17 protein-coding genes are annotated in these 16,617 nt (G+C 57.3%); 14 read left to right on the forward strand and 3 right to left on the reverse strand.

Going from position 1 to position 16,617, the window contains the following annotated elements; translation table 11 throughout:
* Nucleotides 1-362 precede the first annotated feature (362 nt).
* Nucleotides 363-1,367: an IS110-like element IS5075 family transposase gene (locus tag KB890_RS15845; protein ID WP_000427619.1), complete on the reverse strand. Its 1,005-nt coding sequence runs from the start codon at nucleotides 1,365-1,367 to the stop codon at nucleotides 363-365.
* A 73-nt stretch (nucleotides 1,368-1,440) separates the two neighbouring features.
* Here KB890_RS15845 and KB890_RS15850 point away from each other — a divergent pair, with 73 nt between their 5' ends.
* Together KB890_RS15850 and livJ are read left to right on the forward strand one after the other, a co-directional pair.
* Nucleotides 1,441-2,685, forward strand: a complete 1,245-nt coding sequence (locus KB890_RS15850; protein WP_004150081.1) for an aromatic amino acid transport family protein — start codon at nucleotides 1,441-1,443, stop codon at nucleotides 2,683-2,685.
* Between the two features lie 257 nt (nucleotides 2,686-2,942).
* Nucleotides 2,943-4,046 (forward strand): branched chain amino acid ABC transporter substrate-binding protein LivJ, encoded by a 1,104-nt coding sequence (gene livJ / locus KB890_RS15855; protein WP_002920812.1) that lies wholly within the window; start codon nucleotides 2,943-2,945, stop codon nucleotides 4,044-4,046.
* 518 nt (nucleotides 4,047-4,564) lie between these two features.
* Here the strand turns inward: livJ and panM are convergent.
* Nucleotides 4,565-4,948: an aspartate 1-decarboxylase autocleavage activator PanM gene (gene panM, locus KB890_RS15860; RefSeq protein WP_020325124.1), complete on the reverse strand. Its 384-nt coding sequence runs from the start codon at nucleotides 4,946-4,948 to the stop codon at nucleotides 4,565-4,567.
* Nucleotides 4,949-5,371: 423 nt separating this feature from the next.
* Between panM and livK the strand changes: the two genes are divergently transcribed.
* From livK to ugpQ, 12 genes are all read left to right on the forward strand, one after another.
* Nucleotides 5,372-6,481: a high-affinity branched-chain amino acid ABC transporter substrate-binding protein LivK gene (livK, locus tag KB890_RS15865; RefSeq protein ID WP_002920808.1), complete on the forward strand. Its 1,110-nt coding sequence runs from the start codon at nucleotides 5,372-5,374 to the stop codon at nucleotides 6,479-6,481.
* A gap of 61 nt (nucleotides 6,482-6,542) precedes the next feature.
* On the forward strand, nucleotides 6,543-7,469 hold the full coding sequence (gene livH, locus KB890_RS15870) for a high-affinity branched-chain amino acid ABC transporter permease LivH (protein ID WP_002920807.1): 927 nt from the start codon (nucleotides 6,543-6,545) through the stop codon (nucleotides 7,467-7,469).
* On the forward strand, nucleotides 7,466-8,743 hold the full coding sequence (gene livM, locus KB890_RS15875; protein WP_004174005.1) for a branched chain amino acid ABC transporter permease LivM: 1,278 nt from the start codon (nucleotides 7,466-7,468) through the stop codon (nucleotides 8,741-8,743). Before livH ends, livM begins: the two co-directional genes overlap by 4 nt.
* Nucleotides 8,740-9,507, forward strand: coding sequence for a high-affinity branched-chain amino acid ABC transporter ATP-binding protein LivG (gene livG, locus KB890_RS15880; RefSeq protein WP_002920803.1), 768 nt, complete (start codon nucleotides 8,740-8,742; stop codon nucleotides 9,505-9,507). The genes livM and livG overlap by 4 nt, the downstream gene beginning before the upstream one ends.
* Nucleotide 9,508: 1 nt before the next feature.
* Complete coding sequence (livF, locus tag KB890_RS15885) at nucleotides 9,509-10,222, forward strand: high-affinity branched-chain amino acid ABC transporter ATP-binding protein LivF (RefSeq protein ID WP_004145133.1); 714 nt, start codon at nucleotides 9,509-9,511, stop codon at nucleotides 10,220-10,222.
* A gap of 163 nt (nucleotides 10,223-10,385) precedes the next feature.
* Nucleotides 10,386-10,607: a type II toxin-antitoxin system Phd/YefM family antitoxin gene (locus tag KB890_RS15890; protein WP_004174006.1), complete on the forward strand. Its 222-nt coding sequence runs from the start codon at nucleotides 10,386-10,388 to the stop codon at nucleotides 10,605-10,607.
* Nucleotides 10,604-10,972 carry a type II toxin-antitoxin system death-on-curing family toxin gene (locus tag KB890_RS15895; protein WP_002920800.1) on the forward strand — a complete coding sequence of 123 codons (369 nt, stop codon included), beginning with the start codon at nucleotides 10,604-10,606 and terminating at the stop codon, nucleotides 10,970-10,972. Before KB890_RS15890 ends, KB890_RS15895 begins: the two co-directional genes overlap by 4 nt.
* A gap of 272 nt (nucleotides 10,973-11,244) precedes the next feature.
* Nucleotides 11,245-12,561 carry a sn-glycerol-3-phosphate ABC transporter substrate-binding protein UgpB gene (ugpB, locus tag KB890_RS15900; RefSeq protein ID WP_004174008.1) on the forward strand — a complete coding sequence of 439 codons (1,317 nt, stop codon included), beginning with the start codon at nucleotides 11,245-11,247 and terminating at the stop codon, nucleotides 12,559-12,561.
* 106 nt (nucleotides 12,562-12,667) lie between these two features.
* Nucleotides 12,668-13,555 carry a sn-glycerol-3-phosphate ABC transporter permease UgpA gene (gene ugpA, locus KB890_RS15905; protein WP_002920792.1) on the forward strand — a complete coding sequence of 296 codons (888 nt, stop codon included), beginning with the start codon at nucleotides 12,668-12,670 and terminating at the stop codon, nucleotides 13,553-13,555.
* A complete protein-coding gene (gene ugpE, locus KB890_RS15910; RefSeq protein WP_004181473.1) occupies nucleotides 13,552-14,397 on the forward strand; it encodes a sn-glycerol-3-phosphate ABC transporter permease UgpE in 846 nt (281 codons plus the stop codon). Before ugpA ends, ugpE begins: the two co-directional genes overlap by 4 nt.
* Before the next feature lies 1 nt (nucleotide 14,398).
* Nucleotides 14,399-15,469 (forward strand): sn-glycerol-3-phosphate import ATP-binding protein UgpC, encoded by a 1,071-nt coding sequence (locus KB890_RS15915; RefSeq protein ID WP_004150074.1) that lies wholly within the window; start codon nucleotides 14,399-14,401, stop codon nucleotides 15,467-15,469.
* Nucleotides 15,466-16,206: a glycerophosphodiester phosphodiesterase gene (gene ugpQ, locus KB890_RS15920; protein WP_004181472.1), complete on the forward strand. Its 741-nt coding sequence runs from the start codon at nucleotides 15,466-15,468 to the stop codon at nucleotides 16,204-16,206. The genes KB890_RS15915 and ugpQ overlap by 4 nt, the downstream gene beginning before the upstream one ends.
* Nucleotides 16,207-16,229: 23 nt before the next feature.
* On the opposite strand, the gene KB890_RS15925 is transcribed toward ugpQ, so the two are convergent.
* Nucleotides 16,230-16,550, reverse strand: a complete 321-nt coding sequence (locus KB890_RS15925) for a DUF2756 family protein (protein WP_004150073.1) — start codon at nucleotides 16,548-16,550, stop codon at nucleotides 16,230-16,232.
* Nucleotides 16,551-16,617: the final 67 nt, after the last annotated feature.

Genomic DNA, 16,617 nt, shown 5'->3' on the forward strand with positions numbered 1-16,617 from the left:
GAACAGAAACAGGACGCCGCAGCCGGCTGTTTATGCTCAGCGTGAGTGGTTTATCACCCTGATATCACCTTTTTTCCGGCGGTGACAACCGCCGGAGTAAAACGGAATCTATGGTCACTCCCGTTTTTGCAACACCGATTTTGACGACAAGTTGGCTTGCTTGAATCTATCCGGCGTCTGAATGGGATTTTATTCCCGCGCCTCGATGAGTTCCGCGCCTGATGAACCTCCAGAAAATATACGGCTTCAATGAGCCTTTCCGTTTTACAGGTTCCTCAACAGGCCGGTGGGCCGTTAGTATCATCAATATCAGTATTCGCAAAACCAGATGAATGATTGTTTAAACTGGTGTATTTCTGCCTTTATGCTTCGTAAGTTTGCTGTCGCGCCGTCAGTGCCCAGGCTATTCTGGCCAGCTTGTTTGCCAGAGCACAGGTGACGACAAAGTTGCTTTTCCGACACAACAACTCCCTGACCCAGTCGGCCAACTTGCCAGACTGGTGTTCCAGTTTTTGTATGAATACCCTGGCACACTGAACCAACAAAGTTCGGATCTTTTTGTTGCCCCGCTTGCTAATCCCTAACAATGTCGTCCGACCTCCCGTGCTGTACTGTCGGGGTACCAGCCCTGTTGCCGCCGCAAAGTCACGGCTGCTGGCGTACTGCTTCCCGTCGCCAATCTCAGTTGAAATAGTACTGGCAGTCAGCGTTCCAACGCAGGGAATACTCAGCAAGCGCTGTCCAACCTCATCTTCGTCCAACTTTCGTTTCAACTGAGATTCCAGATCTTTAATCTGCTCAACAAGATAGTGATAATGCTGTTGTAATTTCAGCAGTAACTGGCTGAGATAAAGAGGCAAACTACTGTCCTCAAGAAGGGTACTCAGTCGACTAATAACGGCAGCACCTCGCGGAACGCTGATACCAAATTCCAGCAGAAAAGCATGCATCTGATTAGTTGTTTTCACCTTATCCTGAACCAGGGATTCACGGACACGATGCAGAGCTCGCATTGCCTGCTGAGATTCGGTTCTGGGCTGCACGAAACGCATAGATGGACGTGATGCTGCTTCACAGATAGCTTCAGCATCAACGAAGTCATTTTTGTTGCTTTTAACGAATGGGCGGACAAATTGCGGTGATATCAGCTTTGGAAAATGCCCTAACTCTTCCAGCTTGCGTGCCATAAAGTGAGAACCGCCACAGGCTTCCATCGCGATGGTTGTTGCCGGGCATGTCGCCAGAAATTCGATTAGCTTTGGTCGGGTGAATTTTTTACGGTAAACGGCCTTCCCACGATGATCCTGACAATGAATATGGAAAGAGTTCTTACCCAGATCGATACCAATAAGCGCAATGTTTTCCATGATGGTTCTCCGAATGAAAGCCTGTCCTCAGCATAGTACTGGGAAGGAGGGAGTGACCATCTCATTAAGTATTATGTCTGAAAACTCCACCTTTTCTCCCGTCCTCACCGGCCGGGAACGTACGGCTGTCCCTGCAAAATCTCTGAGCTTCGTCGAAGGGGTATCGATGATTGTCGGTACCAATATTGGCGCGGGCGTCCTCTCTATCGCCTATGCGTCGAGCAAAGCGGGCTTCTTACCGCTGCTGTTCTGGCTGGTGCTGGTGGGTAGTCTGACCACGGTGACCATGCTCTATGTCGCGGAATCCACGCTGCGCACCCGTAAACATCTGCAGCTCAGTGGATTATCGAAGCGCTACGTCGGCGGCTTTGGCGCGCTGATGATGTTTCTCTCCGTCTGCGTCAATAGCGTCGGGGCATTGACGGCGTATATGACCGGCAGCGGTAAGCTGTTGCACTCCCTGTTTGGCATCTCGCCGGCGCTGGGCAGCGTGCTGTTTTTCGTTCCGGCGGCAGGGGTACTCTACCTGGGGCTGAAGGCGATCGGCCGCGGCGAGAAATTTATCAGCATCGGCATGGTGGTGATGATCTCGGTGCTGGTGATTGCCACGCTGCTGAAAGAGACCACCCGCGTCGGCTATCTGCTCGACGGCAACTGGCTGTATATGGTTCCGGTCTTCAACGTCGTGGCATTCTGCTTCTCGGCACAGTATATCGTCCCGGAGATGGCGCGGGGCTTCGCCGACAAACCGGAAAAATTGCCTAAAGCTATTATGGTCGGCATGGCGCTGACCTTTACCCTGCTGGCGCTGGTGCCGTTGTCGGTGATCTCGCTTAACGGTCTGGACAATATTTCGGATGTGGCCACCATCTCCTGGGGCAGGGCGCTTGGCGAGTGGGCCTTCTTCTCCGCCAACCTGTTTGCGCTGTGCGCGATGTTGACCTCCTACTGGGGACTGGGCGGCAGCTTCCTGACCAATATCTTCGATCAGTTCCGCCTGGGGAATGACGAACAGCCCGCCCGGCGCCTGATGGTGCTGCTGGTGGTGGCGATCCCGCCGTTCGTACTGGCCTATAGCGGCATGGTCTCCTTCGTCAACGCGCTCTATTTTGCCGGGGTGTTCAGCGGCGTCATTTTATCGATTATGCCGATCCTGATGCTCAAGGGCGCCCGCCAGCGTGGCGATCTGACCCCGGGCTGGACCTGTCCGGCCTGGATGACCCATCCGCTTATCCAATGCTTCATTGTGTTGTTGTATCTTTGCAGCGCCGCCTACGCGATAGCATCCGCGGTGGGCTACCTACCCGCTGGCTGGTAATCAGGCTCTGTTTTGCACCGCGTCCGGTTCATGCTGGCGCGGTTTTTTTATTTGTCACTTATCTGTTACATAGCCCGCAATTTAGTCGTTTCAAATTCCTCAGAATGACGGTATGTTTAGCATAGTGTGCTGCAAAAGCGCGGGCAGCCCCCGGTTGATTAGCTATCATATGCTTTTCCTATGGGTATAAACAAAATAATGCGCTAATAAACAACATCACAACAAATGCAAAAACCATAATAATGGGGAGCCTCAGGATGAATATGAAGGGTAAAGCGTTACTGGCAGGATGTATTGCCTTAGTTATGAGCAGCGCGGCGCTGGCGGAAGATATCAAAATCGCGGTAGTCGGGGCGATGTCCGGCCCGGTGGCCCAGTACGGCGACCAGGAGTTTACCGGCGCAGAGCAGGCGGTAGCGGATATCAACGCTAAGGGCGGCATCAAGGGCAATAAGCTGCAGATCGTCAAATATGATGACGCTTGCGACCCGAAACAGGCGGTAGCGGTAGCCAACAAAGTGGTCAACGACGGCATCAAATACGTTATTGGTCACCTGTGTTCCTCTTCCACTCAGCCGGCGTCTGATATCTATGAAGACGAAGGCATTCTGATGATTACCCCGGCAGCGACTGCTCCGGAGCTGACGGCGCGCGGCTATAAGCTGATCCTGCGCACCACCGGTCTGGACTCCGATCAGGGGCCAACCGCGGCGAAATACATTCTCGACAAAGTGAAGCCGCAGCGTATCGCAGTGGTACATGACAAACAGCAGTACGGCGAAGGTTTGGCCCGTGCGGTGCAGGATGGCCTGAAAAAAGGTGGGGCAAACGTGGTCTTCTTCGACGGGATCACCGCCGGTGAGAAAGATTTCTCCACCCTGGTGGCGCGCCTGAAGAAAGAGAATATCGATTTCGTCTACTACGGCGGCTATCACCCGGAAATGGGCCAGATCCTGCGTCAGGCGCGCGCCGCCGGTCTGAAAACCCAGTTTATGGGCCCGGAAGGCGTAGCGAACGTCTCCCTGTCTAACATCGCCGGCGAGTCGGCGGAAGGCCTGCTGGTAACCAAGCCGAAGAACTACGACCAGGTGCCGGCGAACAAACCGATCGTGGATGCGATCAAGGCGAAGAAACAGGATCCGAGCGGCGCCTTCGTGTGGACCACCTACGCGGCGCTGCAGTCGCTGCAGGCAGGCCTGAATCAGTCTGACGATCCGGCGGAAATCGCTAAATACCTGAAAGGCGCGACAGTAGACACCGTGATGGGCCCGCTGTCGTGGGATCAGAAAGGCGACCTGAAAGGCTTTGAGTTCGGGGTCTTTACCTGGCATGCGAACGGTACGGCGACCGACGCCAAATAATTTAACCGGCGCCTTTCACGCTGCAAATGCGTTGTCTGCGGCCCTCAACCCCGGTCACTTACTGATGTAAGCTCCCGGGGATTTCGGGTCTTGACGCCTTTTTGCAACGCGAAATGCTGGGTTAAATGGGGGGCGCCTTTCACGCTGCAAATGCGTTGTCTGCGGCCCTCAACCCCGGTCACTTACTGATGTAAGCTCCCGGGGATGTCGGGTCTTGACGCATTTATGCAACGCGAAATGCTGGGATAAATGGGTGGGGGACTTTCACGCTGCAAATGCGTTGTCTGCGGCCCTCAACCCCGGTCACTTACTGATGTAAGCTCCCGGGGATTTCGGGTCTTGACGCCTTTTTGCAACGCGAAATGCTGGGTTAAATGGGGGGCGCCTTTCCCGCTGCCGATGCGTTGTCTGACCCCGGTCGCGCTGCGCTTACCGGGGCTACAGTCGCTAGGTAGCCCGGCTAAGCGAAGCGCCGCCGGGTTCTTCCTTGGTCATGCTCCGCTTATTGGGGCTACGGCTTAATACTTTTCCCAACCATTCTGCTGGGCGCTAAAGCCGAGCGCCTGCATAAAGGCCGCCATCACGCCGCGGTCCTCCACCCCGTGGTCGGCGACGCGCCAGCTATTGATCGCCGGGTTATCACGCAATGTCTCTTCCACTAAGTATTGTCCGACGCCGCGGCGGCGGGTCACTTCACGCACGCACAGATCGCTGAGCTCACCTTCGACGCCGCGCAGGGTAACGCGCACGGCGCCCAGCAGGCGCTCGTTAAAGCGGGCGGCGTAGAGACGATGGTTTTCATCAAGGGTCAGCGTCGACAGATCCTGCGACGGCCAGATTTTCCCCAGATCAATGCGATCCTGATCGCTGAAGTGCTGTAAACGGATAATGGTCAGTTTCATGGGCGGCAAATCCAGTGCAAAACAGAGGCGCCAGTGTACCCAAAATTGCTGTCTGGCGGAGCGCTGTTTTTTGCGCGTACATCAGGGGATTCGTTTTCCTGGCGTTGTCAGGGTAGCGCAATCCGTCATGGATCGAAAAATAAGCAGAATTTTAACCTAATGTGCAGCGTTTTATTCCGCCTTATGTATCGTTATTTTATGCTGCAGGATGGACTTTTTTTTGTTTATCTTCACCAAAATACAGAATATTATCTTTGCTTAATCGACTGAAAAATAGAGGTTTTAATCTGTTTTTTAGTGAAAAACTGCGCTAAACCATTAAACTCAATGGTAAAAATGGCGTTGTTTAATAAAAGCACAGAATGCTTTTTAACCATAAAAATACAAAACATTTACACCACATCACGAACGGGGTTCTGCAGCATGAAAAGGAACGCGAAAACCATCGTCGCGGGCATTGTCGCATTAGCGATGTCGCACGCGGCGATGGCCAAGGATATTAAGGTCGCCGTGGTCGGCGCGATGTCGGGTCCGGTGGCCCAGTGGGGCGACATGGAGTTCAATGGCGCGCGTCAGGCGATTAAAGACATCAACGCCAGCGGCGGCATTAAGGGCGACAAGCTGGTGGCCGTCGAATATGACGACGCCTGCGATCCGAAGCAAGCGGTCGCGGTGGCCAACAAAATCGTCAACGACGGCATTCAGTACGTTATCGGCCACCTGTGCTCCTCTTCCACCCAGCCGGCTTCCGACATCTATGAGGATGAAGGCATCCTGATGATCTCCCCCGGGGCGACCAACCCGGAGCTGACCCAGCGCGGATACCAGTACATCATGCGTACCGCCGGCCTCGACTCCTCGCAGGGGCCGACCGCGGCGAAATATATCGTCGAGAAAGTGAAACCGCAGCGTATCGCCATCATTCATGACAAGCAGCAGTACGGCGAAGGGCTGGCGCGTTCGGTGCAGGACAACCTGAAGAAAGCCGGGGCCAACATCGTCTTCTTCGATGGCATCACCGCGGGGGAAAAAGATTTCTCCGCCCTGCTGGCGCGCCTGAAGAAAGAGAACATCGACTTCGTCTACTACGGCGGCTACTACCCGGAAATGGGCCAGATGCTGCGCCAGGCGCGCTCCGTCGGGTTGAAAACCGTGTTTATGGGGCCGGAAGGGGTCGGCAACGCCTCGCTGTCCAATATCGCGGGCGCCGCGGCGGAAGGCATGCTGGTGACAATGCCAAAACGCTACGATCAGGACCCTGCCAACAGCGCCATCGTCAACGCGCTGAAAGCGGAGAAGAAAGATCCGAGCGGACCGTACGTCTGGATCACCTATGCCGCCGTGCAGTCGCTGGCGCAGGCGATGGACAGAACCGGCAGCCAGCAGCCGCTGGATTTAATCAAAGATTTGAAAGCGCACGGGGCGAAAACCGTGATTGGGCCGCTGACCTGGGATGAAAAAGGCGATCTGAAGGGATTTGAGTTTGGTGTCTTCCAGTGGCACGCCGACGGCTCTTCGAGCGCGGCGAAATAAGCGCTGAAGACGAGTTATCCCTCCGCCCGCGAACCGCGGGCGGTTTGAAAAAGGTTACCTTATGTCCGAGCAGTTTCTCTATTTTCTGCAGCAGATGTTTAACGGCGTCACGCTGGGCAGTACCTATGCGCTGATCGCCATCGGCTATACGATGGTGTACGGCATTATCGGCATGATCAACTTCGCCCACGGCGAGGTCTATATGATTGGCAGCTATGTCTCCTTCATGATCATCGCCGCGCTGATGATGATGGGCATTGACACTAGCTGGCTGCTGGTCGCCGCCGGATTCGTGGGCGCCATTGTGATTGCCAGCGCCTACGGCTGGAGCATTGAGCGCGTGGCCTATCGGCCGGTGCGTAACTCCAAGCGCCTGATTGCGCTGATCTCCGCCATCGGGATGTCTATCTTCCTGCAGAACTACGTCAGCCTGACCCAGGGCTCCCGCGACGTGGCGCTGCCGAGCTTGTTTAACGGCCAGTGGGTCGTCGGCCACAGCGACAGCTTCTCCGCGACGATCACCACCATGCAACTGGTGATCTGGGTGGTGACCTTTATCGCCATGCTGGCCCTGACGCTGTTTATTCGCTACTCGCGGATGGGGCGCGCCTGCCGCGCCTGCGCGGAAGATCTGAAAATGGCCAGCCTGCTCGGGATTAACACCGACCGCGTCATTGCCCTGACCTTTGTCATCGGCGCAGCGATGGCGGCGGTGGCCGGCGTGCTGCTGGGGCAGTTCTACGGCGTGATTAACCCCTACATCGGCTTTATGGCCGGGATGAAGGCGTTCACCGCCGCCGTGCTCGGCGGGATCGGCAGTATCCCTGGCGCGATGATCGGCGGCCTGATCCTGGGTATTGCCGAGGCGCTCTCTTCCGCCTATCTCAGCACCGAATATAAGGACGTCGTTTCCTTCGCGCTGCTGATTCTGGTGCTGTTAGTGATGCCGACCGGCATTCTGGGCCGCCCGGAGGTGGAAAAAGTATGAAACCGATGCAAATTGCAATGGCGCTGCTCTCTGCCGTGATGTTCTTCATTCTGGCGGGCGTCTTTATGGGCGTGCAGCTGGAGCTGAACGGCACCAAACTGGTGGTCGATACCGCCGCCGATATTCGCTGGCAGTGGATCTTCATCGGTACCGCGGTGGTCTTTTTCTTCCAGCTGCTGCGGCCGCTGTTCCAGAAAGCGGTTAAGAACGTCTCCGGGCCGAAGTTTATTATGCCGGCGATTGACGGGTCGACGGTGAAGCAGAAGCTGTTCCTGATCGCCCTGCTGGTGATTGCCGTGGCCTGGCCGTTTATGGTGTCGCGCGGCACGGTGGATATCGCCACCCTGACGATGATCTATATCATCCTCGGCCTCGGGTTGAACGTGGTGGTCGGCCTTTCCGGCCTGCTGGTGCTGGGCTACGGTGGGTTCTATGCCATCGGCGCGTATACCTTTGCGCTGCTGAACCACTATTACGGTCTTGGCTTCTGGACCTGTCTCCCGCTGGCCGGCCTGGTCTCCGCGGCGGCCGGTTTCCTGCTGGGCTTCCCGGTGCTGCGTTTGCGCGGCGACTACCTGGCGATTGTGACCTTAGGCTTCGGCGAGATCGTGCGCATTCTGCTGCTCAACAATACCGAGATCACCGGCGGGCCGAACGGCATCAGCCAGATCCCGAAACCGACCTTCTTTGGCCTCGAATTTAGCCGCAGCGCCCGCGAAGGCGGCTGGGATACCTTCAGCAACTTCTTCGGCGTCAAATACGATCCCTCCGACCGGGTGATTTTCCTCTACCTGGTGGCGTTGCTGCTGGTAGTGCTCAGCCTGTTCGTCATCAACCGCCTGCTGCGAATGCCGCTGGGCCGGGCGTGGGAAGCGCTGCGTGAAGATGAGATCGCCTGTCGTTCGCTGGGCCTGAGCCCGACGCGCATCAAGCTGACCGCCTTTACCATCAGCGCCGCGTTTGCTGGCTTCGCCGGCACGCTGTTCGCCGCGCGCCAGGGCTTCGTCAGCCCGGAATCCTTTACCTTCGCCGAGTCAGCCTTTGTGCTGGCGATCGTCGTGCTGGGCGGGATGGGCTCGCAGTTCGCGGTGATCCTCGCGGCTATTCTGCTGGTGGTCTCGCGCGAGTTGATGCGTGACTTCAACGAATACAGCATGTTAATGCTCGGCGGCCTGATGGTGCTGATGATGATCTGGCGTCCGCAGGGGCTTCTGCCAATGACGCGCGTGCAGTTGAAGCTGAAAAACGGTCAGGCGAAAGGAGAGCAGGCATGAGTCAGCCATTATTATCCGTTAGCGGCCTGATGATGCGTTTCGGCGGTCTGCTGGCCGTCAACAATGTGTCGCTGGAGCTCAGAGAGCGCGAGATCGTCTCGCTGATCGGCCCCAACGGCGCCGGGAAGACCACCGTCTTTAACTGCCTGACCGGTTTTTACAAGCCCACCGGCGGCACTATTCTGCTGCGCGACCAGCACCTGGAAGGGCTGCCGGGTCAGCAGATTGCGCGGATGGGCGTGGTGCGGACCTTCCAGCACGTGCGCCTGTTCCGCGAAATGACGGTGATTGAAAACCTGCTGGTGGCGCAGCATCAGCAGCTGAAAACCGGGCTCTTCTCCGGCCTGCTGAAAACGCCGGCCTTCCGTCGGGCGCAGAGCGAAGCGCTGGACAGGGCCGCCACCTGGCTGGAGCGTATCGGCCTGCTGGAGCATGCCAACCGTCAGGCCAGCAACCTGGCCTACGGCGACCAGCGTCGGCTGGAGATTGCCCGCTGCATGGTGACCCAGCCGGAAATTCTGATGCTCGATGAACCGGCGGCGGGGCTGAACCCGAAAGAGACCAAAGAGCTGGACGAGCTTATCGCCGAGCTGCGTAACCATCACAACACCACCATCCTGCTTATCGAACACGATATGAAGCTGGTGATGGGCATTTCCGATCGCATCTACGTCGTGAACCAGGGAACACCGCTGGCCAACGGGACGCCGGAAGAGATTCGTAATAACCCGGACGTGATCCGCGCATACCTTGGTGAGGCATAAGATGGAAAACGCGATGTTAACTTTTGACAACGTCAGCGCCCACTACGGCAAGATTCAGGCGCTGCACAACGTCAGCCTGCATATCAAACAGGGCGAGATCGTCACGCTTATCGGCGCCAACGGCGCGGGGAAAACCACCCTGCTCGGCACGCTGTGCGGCGACCCGCGCGCCTCCAGCGGGCGCATTGTCTTTGACGGTAAGGATATTACCGACTGGCAAACCGCGAAGATCATGCGCGAGGCGGTGGCGATCGTTCCGGAAGGGCGGCGCGTCTTTTCGCGTATGACGGTGGAAGAGAACCTGGCGATGGGCGGTTTTTTTGCCGACCGCGATCAGTTCCAGACCCGCATCAAATGGGTGTATGAGCTGTTCCCGCGTCTGCATGAACGCCGTATTCAGCGCGCCGGCACTATGTCCGGCGGCGAGCAGCAGATGCTGGCGATCGGTCGCGCCCTGATGAGCCAACCGCGCCTGCTGCTGCTGGATGAACCGTCGCTGGGGCTGGCGCCGATTATCATTCAGCAGATTTTCGACACCATCGAGCAGCTGCGCGAGCAGGGAATGACGATCTTCCTGGTTGAGCAGAACGCCAACCAGGCGCTGAAGCTGGCCGATCGCGGCTACGTACTGGAAAACGGTCACGTGGTGCTGGAGGATACCGGCGACGCGCTGTTGGCCAACGAGGCGGTGCGCAGCGCCTATCTCGGCGGTTAATTCATCGCAACCCGGCGTCGTTCACTTCGCCGGTTTGTAGCCCGGGCGAGGCGCTTGCGCCGACCCCGGGAGCCGATCGCACGAATACATTTAAAAGAGCCTGTTGGCTCTTTTTTTGTACATGTATGTTGTACAATAAAAGAGTACAGCTTTGGAGGTTTTTATGAGAACGGTTAACTATAGCGAAGCCCGGCAAAATCTGGCCGATGTGCTGGAAAGCGCAGTGACAGGTGTACCTGTGACCATTACCCGTCGTGGGCATAAATCTGCAGTCATCATTAGTGCAGAAGAGTTTGAACGCTACCAGGCGGCCAGAATGGATGATGAGTTCGCGGCTATCATGGCGGTTCATGGTGATGAGATCAGGGAGCTTGCGGATAAATGACGCTGCAGATTATCTCAGCGGAAGAGATAATACAGTTTCACGACAGGCTGCTCCGCGTCACGCCTGGCGTTGCCGGTATGCCCGATCCGGGGCGTGCCGAAGCGATAATGTATAGGGTGCTAAACAAAATTGAATATGAAGGTGTGACAGACGTGTGGCGACTCGCTGCGATGCATCTGCTGGCGATTTCTCGCGGTCATATATTTAATGATGGTAATAAGCGTACGGCACTGTTTATCACCCTGCTTTTTTTAAAGCGAAATGGAATTATATTGCCAGCGAATCCAGACTTCGTCGGCATGACCGTCGAGGCAGCAGCAGGGCAACTTACCCTGGAACAGATTGTCGCGCGTTTGCGTGGATGACGGTTAACTCGTTGCAACCCGGCGGCTTCGCCGGTTTGTAGCCCGGGCGAGGCGCTTGCGCCGACCCCGGGAGCCGACCGCACGAATATTATCCGTGTCTCAGCTCCCACTTTACTTCCCCCATCCTTTCATCGGCTTGTCATCTCTCTGACCCGTTACTATCTTTTTTTTGTAATAAAAAAGTTATTTTTCTGTAATTCGAACATGTCATGTTACCCCGCGAGCATAAAACGCGTGAAATCGCGCATCCGGCACAACAAGAGAGATAACCGATGATATCGTTACGACATACAGCTTTAGGACTGGCGCTGAGCCTGGCTTTTGCCGGTCAGGCCCTGGCGGTTACCACCATCCCATTCTGGCACTCAATGGAAGGCGAGCTGGGTAAAGAAGTGGATTCTCTGGCGCAACGCTTTAACGCGGCCAATCCTGATTACAAAATCGTTCCGGTATACAAAGGCAACTACGAGCAGAGCCTGAGCGCCGGTATCGCCGCCTTCCGTACCGGCAACGCGCCGGCTATCCTGCAGGTGTATGAAGTCGGCACCGCCACCATGATGGCGTCAAAAGCCATTAAGCCGGTCTACCAGGTGTTTAGCGAGGCGGGCATCAAGTTTGATGAATCGCAGTTCGTACCGACGGTGGCCGGGTATTACACCGATTCGAAAACCGGCCATCTGCTCTCCCAGCCGTTTAACAGCTCTACCCCGGTGCTCTACTACAACAAAGACGCCTTCAAAAAAGCCGGCTTAGATCCGGAGCAGCCGCCGAAGACCTGGCAGGATCTGGCGGCCTACACCGCGAAGCTGAAAGCCGCCGGGATGAAGTGCGGCTACGCCAGCGGCTGGCAGGGCTGGATCCAGATTGAAAACTTCAGCGCCTGGCACGGTCTGCCGGTGGCCACGAAGAATAACGGCTTCGACGGTACCGACGCGGTTCTTGAGTTCAACAAGCCGGAGCAGGTGAAGCATATCGCGCTGCTCGAAGAGATGAACAAGAAGGGCGATTTCAGCTACTTCGGGCGTAAAGACGAGTCTACCGAAAAGTTCTATAACGGCGACTGCGCCATTACCACTGCCTCGTCCGGCTCGCTGGCCGATATCCGCCAGTACGCCAAATTCAACTACGGCGTCGGCATGATGCCTTACGATGCCGACGTGAAAGGCGCGCCGCAGAACGCCATCATCGGCGGGGCCAGCCTGTGGGTGATGCAGGGCAAGGACAAAGAGACCTACACCGGCGTGGCGAAGTTCCTCGACTTCCTGACCAAACCGGAAAACGCCGCCGAGTGGCACCAGAAAACCGGCTACCTGCCGATCACTACCGCGGCCTACGATCTGACGCGTCAGCAGGGCTTCTATGATAAGAACCCGGGCGCCGATATCGCTACCCGCCAGATGCTGAACAAGCCGCCGTTGCCGTTCACCAAAGGTCTGCGCCTGGGCAACATGCCGCAAATCCGCACCATCGTCGATGAAGAGCTGGAGAGCGTGTGGACCGGCAAGAAAACCCCGCAGCAGGCGCTGGATTCCGCCGTGCAGCGCGGGAACCAGCTGCTGCGTCGCTTCGAACAAGCGACCAAATCGTAATCTGTAACTTGCCCGGTGGCGCTGCGCTTACCGGGCCTACGATGTGCCCTATGTAGGCCGGGTAAGGCGTAGCCGCCACCCGGCATTGTTCAGGAACCCAATCTCAATGTCATCATCCCGTCCGGTATTCCGCTCGCGCTGGCTGCCCTATGTGCTGGTCGCGCCGCAGCTGATTATCACGCTGATTTTCTTTATCTGGCCCGCAGGCGAAGCGCTGTGGTACTCGCTGCAGAGCGTCGATCCCTTTGGCCTTTCCAGCCAGTTCGTCGGCCTGGATAACTTCGTTGCGCTGTTCCACGATCCGTACTACCTGGACTCGTTCTGGACCACCATAAAATTCAGCGCCCTGGTGACCGTCAGCGGCCTGCTCATTTCGCTGTTTTTCGCCGCGCTGGTCGACTATGTGGTGCGCGGCAGCCGCTTTTATCAAACGCTGATGCTGCTGCCGTACGCCGTGGCCCCCGCCGTCGCGGCGGTGCTGTGGATCTTCCTCTTTAACCCCGGGCGCGGGCTGATCACCCATTTCCTCGGCGAGCTGGGCTATGACTGGAACCATGCGCAGAACAGCGGCCAGGCGATGTTTCTGGTGGTCTTCGCCTCGGTGTGGAAGCAGATAAGCTACAACTTCCTGTTCTTCTTCGCCGCGCTGCAGTCGATTCCGCGTTCGCTGGTTGAGGCCGCCGCCATCGACGGCGCCGGGCCGATTCGTCGCTTCTTTAAGCTGGCGCTGCCGCTGATTGCGCCGGTGAGTTTCTTCCTGCTGGTGGTCAACCTGGTTTATGCCTTCTTCGACACCTTCCCGGTGATCGATGCCGCCACCGCTGGCGGCCCGGTGCAGGCGACCACCACTCTGATCTACAAAATCTATCGCGAAGGTTTCGCCGGGCTCGATCTATCCGCTTCCGCCGCGCAGTCGGTGGTGCTGATGTTCCTCGTCATTATCCTGACGGTGGTGCAGTTCCGTTACGTTGAAAGTAAGGTGCGTTACCAATGATTGAGAACCGTCGCGGGCTGACGATTTTCAGCCACACCATTCTGACCCTGGGTATCGCCGTCATTTTATTCCCGCTGTACGTCGCCTTCGTGGCGGCGACGCTGGATAACAAATCGGTATTTGAAACGCCGATGACGCTGATCCCCGGTGGCCATCTGCTGGAGAACATGAAGACCATTTGGGTGAACGGCGTCGGCGTCAACAGCGCGCCGTTCTGGCTGATGATGCTCAACAGCTTCATCATGGCGTTCGCCATTACGGTCGGCAAAATCGTGGTGTCGATGCTTTCGGCGTTCGCTATCGTCTGGTTCCGCTTTCCGCTGCGTAACCTGTTCTTCTGGATGATCTTTATCACCCTGATGCTGCCGGTCGAGGTGCGTATTTTCCCGACGGTGGAGGTGATCGCCAACCTCAACATGCTCGACAGCTATGCCGGGTTAACGCTGCCGTTGATGGCTTCGGCCACCGCTACCTTCCTGTTCCGCCAGTTCTTTATGACCCTGCCGGACGAGCTGATTGAAGCGGCGCGTATCGATGGCGCTTCGCCGATGCGCTTCTTTCGCGACATCGTGCTGCCGCTGTCGAAAACCAACCTCGCCGCGCTGTTCGTCATCACCTTTATCTACGGCTGGAACCAGTATCTGTGGCCGTTGCTGATTATTCAGGATGTGAATCTTGGCACCGCCGTCGCCGGTATTAAAGGCATGATCGCCACCGGCGAAGGTACTACCCAGTGGAATCAGGTGATGGCGGCGATGCTGCTGACCCTGATCCCGCCGGTCGTCATCGTTTTAGCCATGCAGCGCGCGTTTGTGCGCGGCCTGGTCGATAGTGAGAAATAAAATGGCTGGTTTAAAACTACAGGCAGTAAGCAAAAGCTGGGATGGCAAAACCCAGGTAATTCAACCGCTGACGCTGGACGTGGCGGACGGAGAATTTATCGTCATGGTCGGCCCGTCGGGCTGCGGGAAATCAACGCTGCTGCGGATGGTCGCGGGACTTGAACGGGTGACCAGCGGCGATATCTGGATCGATCGTAAACGGGTGACCGAGATGGAGCCGAAGGATCGCGGCATCGCGATGGTGTTCCAGAACTATGCCCTTTATCCGCATATGAGCGTGGAAGAGAACATGGCGTGGGGGCTGAAGATTCGCGGCATGGGTAAGGGATTGATCGCCGAGCGGGTGCAGGAGGCGGCGCGCATTCTGGAGCTGGATGGTCTGCTCAAGCGCCGCCCGCGGGAACTGTCCGGCGGCCAGCGCCAGCGTGTGGCGATGGGCCGCGCCATCGTGCGTGACCCGGCGGTATTCCTCTTCGACGAACCGTTGTCAAACCTCGACGCCAAGCTGCGCGTGCAGATGCGTCTGGAATTGCAGCAGCTGCATCGCCGCCTGAAAACCACCTCGCTGTACGTCACCCATGACCAGGTGGAGGCGATGACCCTCGCCCAGCGGGTGATGGTGATGAACAAAGGCGTTGCCGAGCAGATCGGCACCCCGGTGGAAGTGTACGAGAAGCCAGCCAGCCGCTTTGTGGCGAGCTTTATCGGCAGCCCGGCCATGAACCTGCTGGAAGGGCGCATCAGCGATGACGGCGGTCGCTTTGAGCTGGCGGGCGGCATGCAGCTGCCGACGAATCATGAGCACCGGCGCCACGCTGGGCGTAAAATGACGCTCGGTATCCGTCCGGAGCATTTTATCTTAAGCTCGCAGGCGCAAGGCGGCATTCCGCTGCTGATGGACACCCTGGAAATTTTAGGTGCCGATAACCTCGCTCACGGGCGCTGGGGCGAACAGAAGCTGGTGGTCAGACTGCCGCACCAGCAGCGCCCGGCGGCAGGCAGCACGCTATGGCTGCATCTGCCTTTGGAACATCTGCACCTCTTTGATGGTGAAACAGGACAACGCGCATGAGTAACTGGCCTTATCCCCGCATCGTCGCCCATCGCGGCGGCGGTAAACTGGCGCCGGAGAACACCCTGGCGGCTATCGACGTCGGCGCCCGCTACGGGCACACGATGATTGAATTTGACGCCAAGCTGTCGAAGGACGGGCAGATCTTTCTGCTGCATGACGATAATCTCGAACGCACCAGCAATGGCTGGGGCGTGGCGGGCGAGCTGGCATGGGACGATCTGCTGAAGGTCGATGCCGGTAGCTGGTTCAGCCGTGAATTTAAGGGCGAGCCGCTGCCGTTGCTCTCCCAGGTGGCGGAGCGCTGCCGTTGTCACGGCATGATGGCGAATATCGAAATTAAGCCGACCACCGGGCTGGGGCCGCAGACCGGCAGAGTGGTGGCGCTGGCCGCGCGCGATCTATGGCAAGGCATGACCGCGCCGCTGCTCTCCTCTTTTGAAATCGACGCCCTGGAGGCGGCGCAGGAAGCCGCGCCCGAGCTGCCGCGCGGGCTGCTGCTGGATGAGTGGCGCGATGACTGGCGCGAATTGACCACCCGGTTGGGCTGCGTGTCGATTCACCTCAATCACAAACTGCTGGATGCGGCGCGGGTGGCGAGCCTGAAACAGGCCGGCCTGCACATTCTGGTGTACACGGTCAATAAACCCCAGCGCGCCGCCGAACTGCTGTGCTGGGGCGTAGACTGCATCTGCACCGATGCCATTGATGTCATCGGGCCGAATTTCCAGCCTTAAGACGGATTTGCGGCGGACGACCTTTACGGATTAGTCTGCCGCAGCATCCCACCGTTGTTATTTGGCCGCACCTGCTGCGGCGCATTCAGATTGCCGCCCTGGGCCGCGCGCTGCTGATTAGTCTGCAGCTGGTTTTGCAAATGCTGCTGCTGCGAGCGGGTCTGATTGTTCAGATCCTGCTTCAGCATGCTCTGCTGCTGCTGTTGCTGGATCTTCATCTCATTTTGCATGCGCTGCTGGCTGGGGACCACGTAACCCGGCTGGTTAGGGTTGTTATTAATATTGATCGGCTGGGCTAATACGCCAAGCGGCATCAGCGCCGCCAGAAACAGAATCGCTTTCATGGTTTTCTCCTCCCGTGCGTGGGATCACTTAAGTGTACCTCGAATCTGCCATAACAATGATTTTTTA

The organism is Klebsiella sp. P1954, assembly GCF_018199955.1.
Lineage (GTDB): Bacteria > Pseudomonadota > Gammaproteobacteria > Enterobacterales > Enterobacteriaceae > Klebsiella > Klebsiella pneumoniae.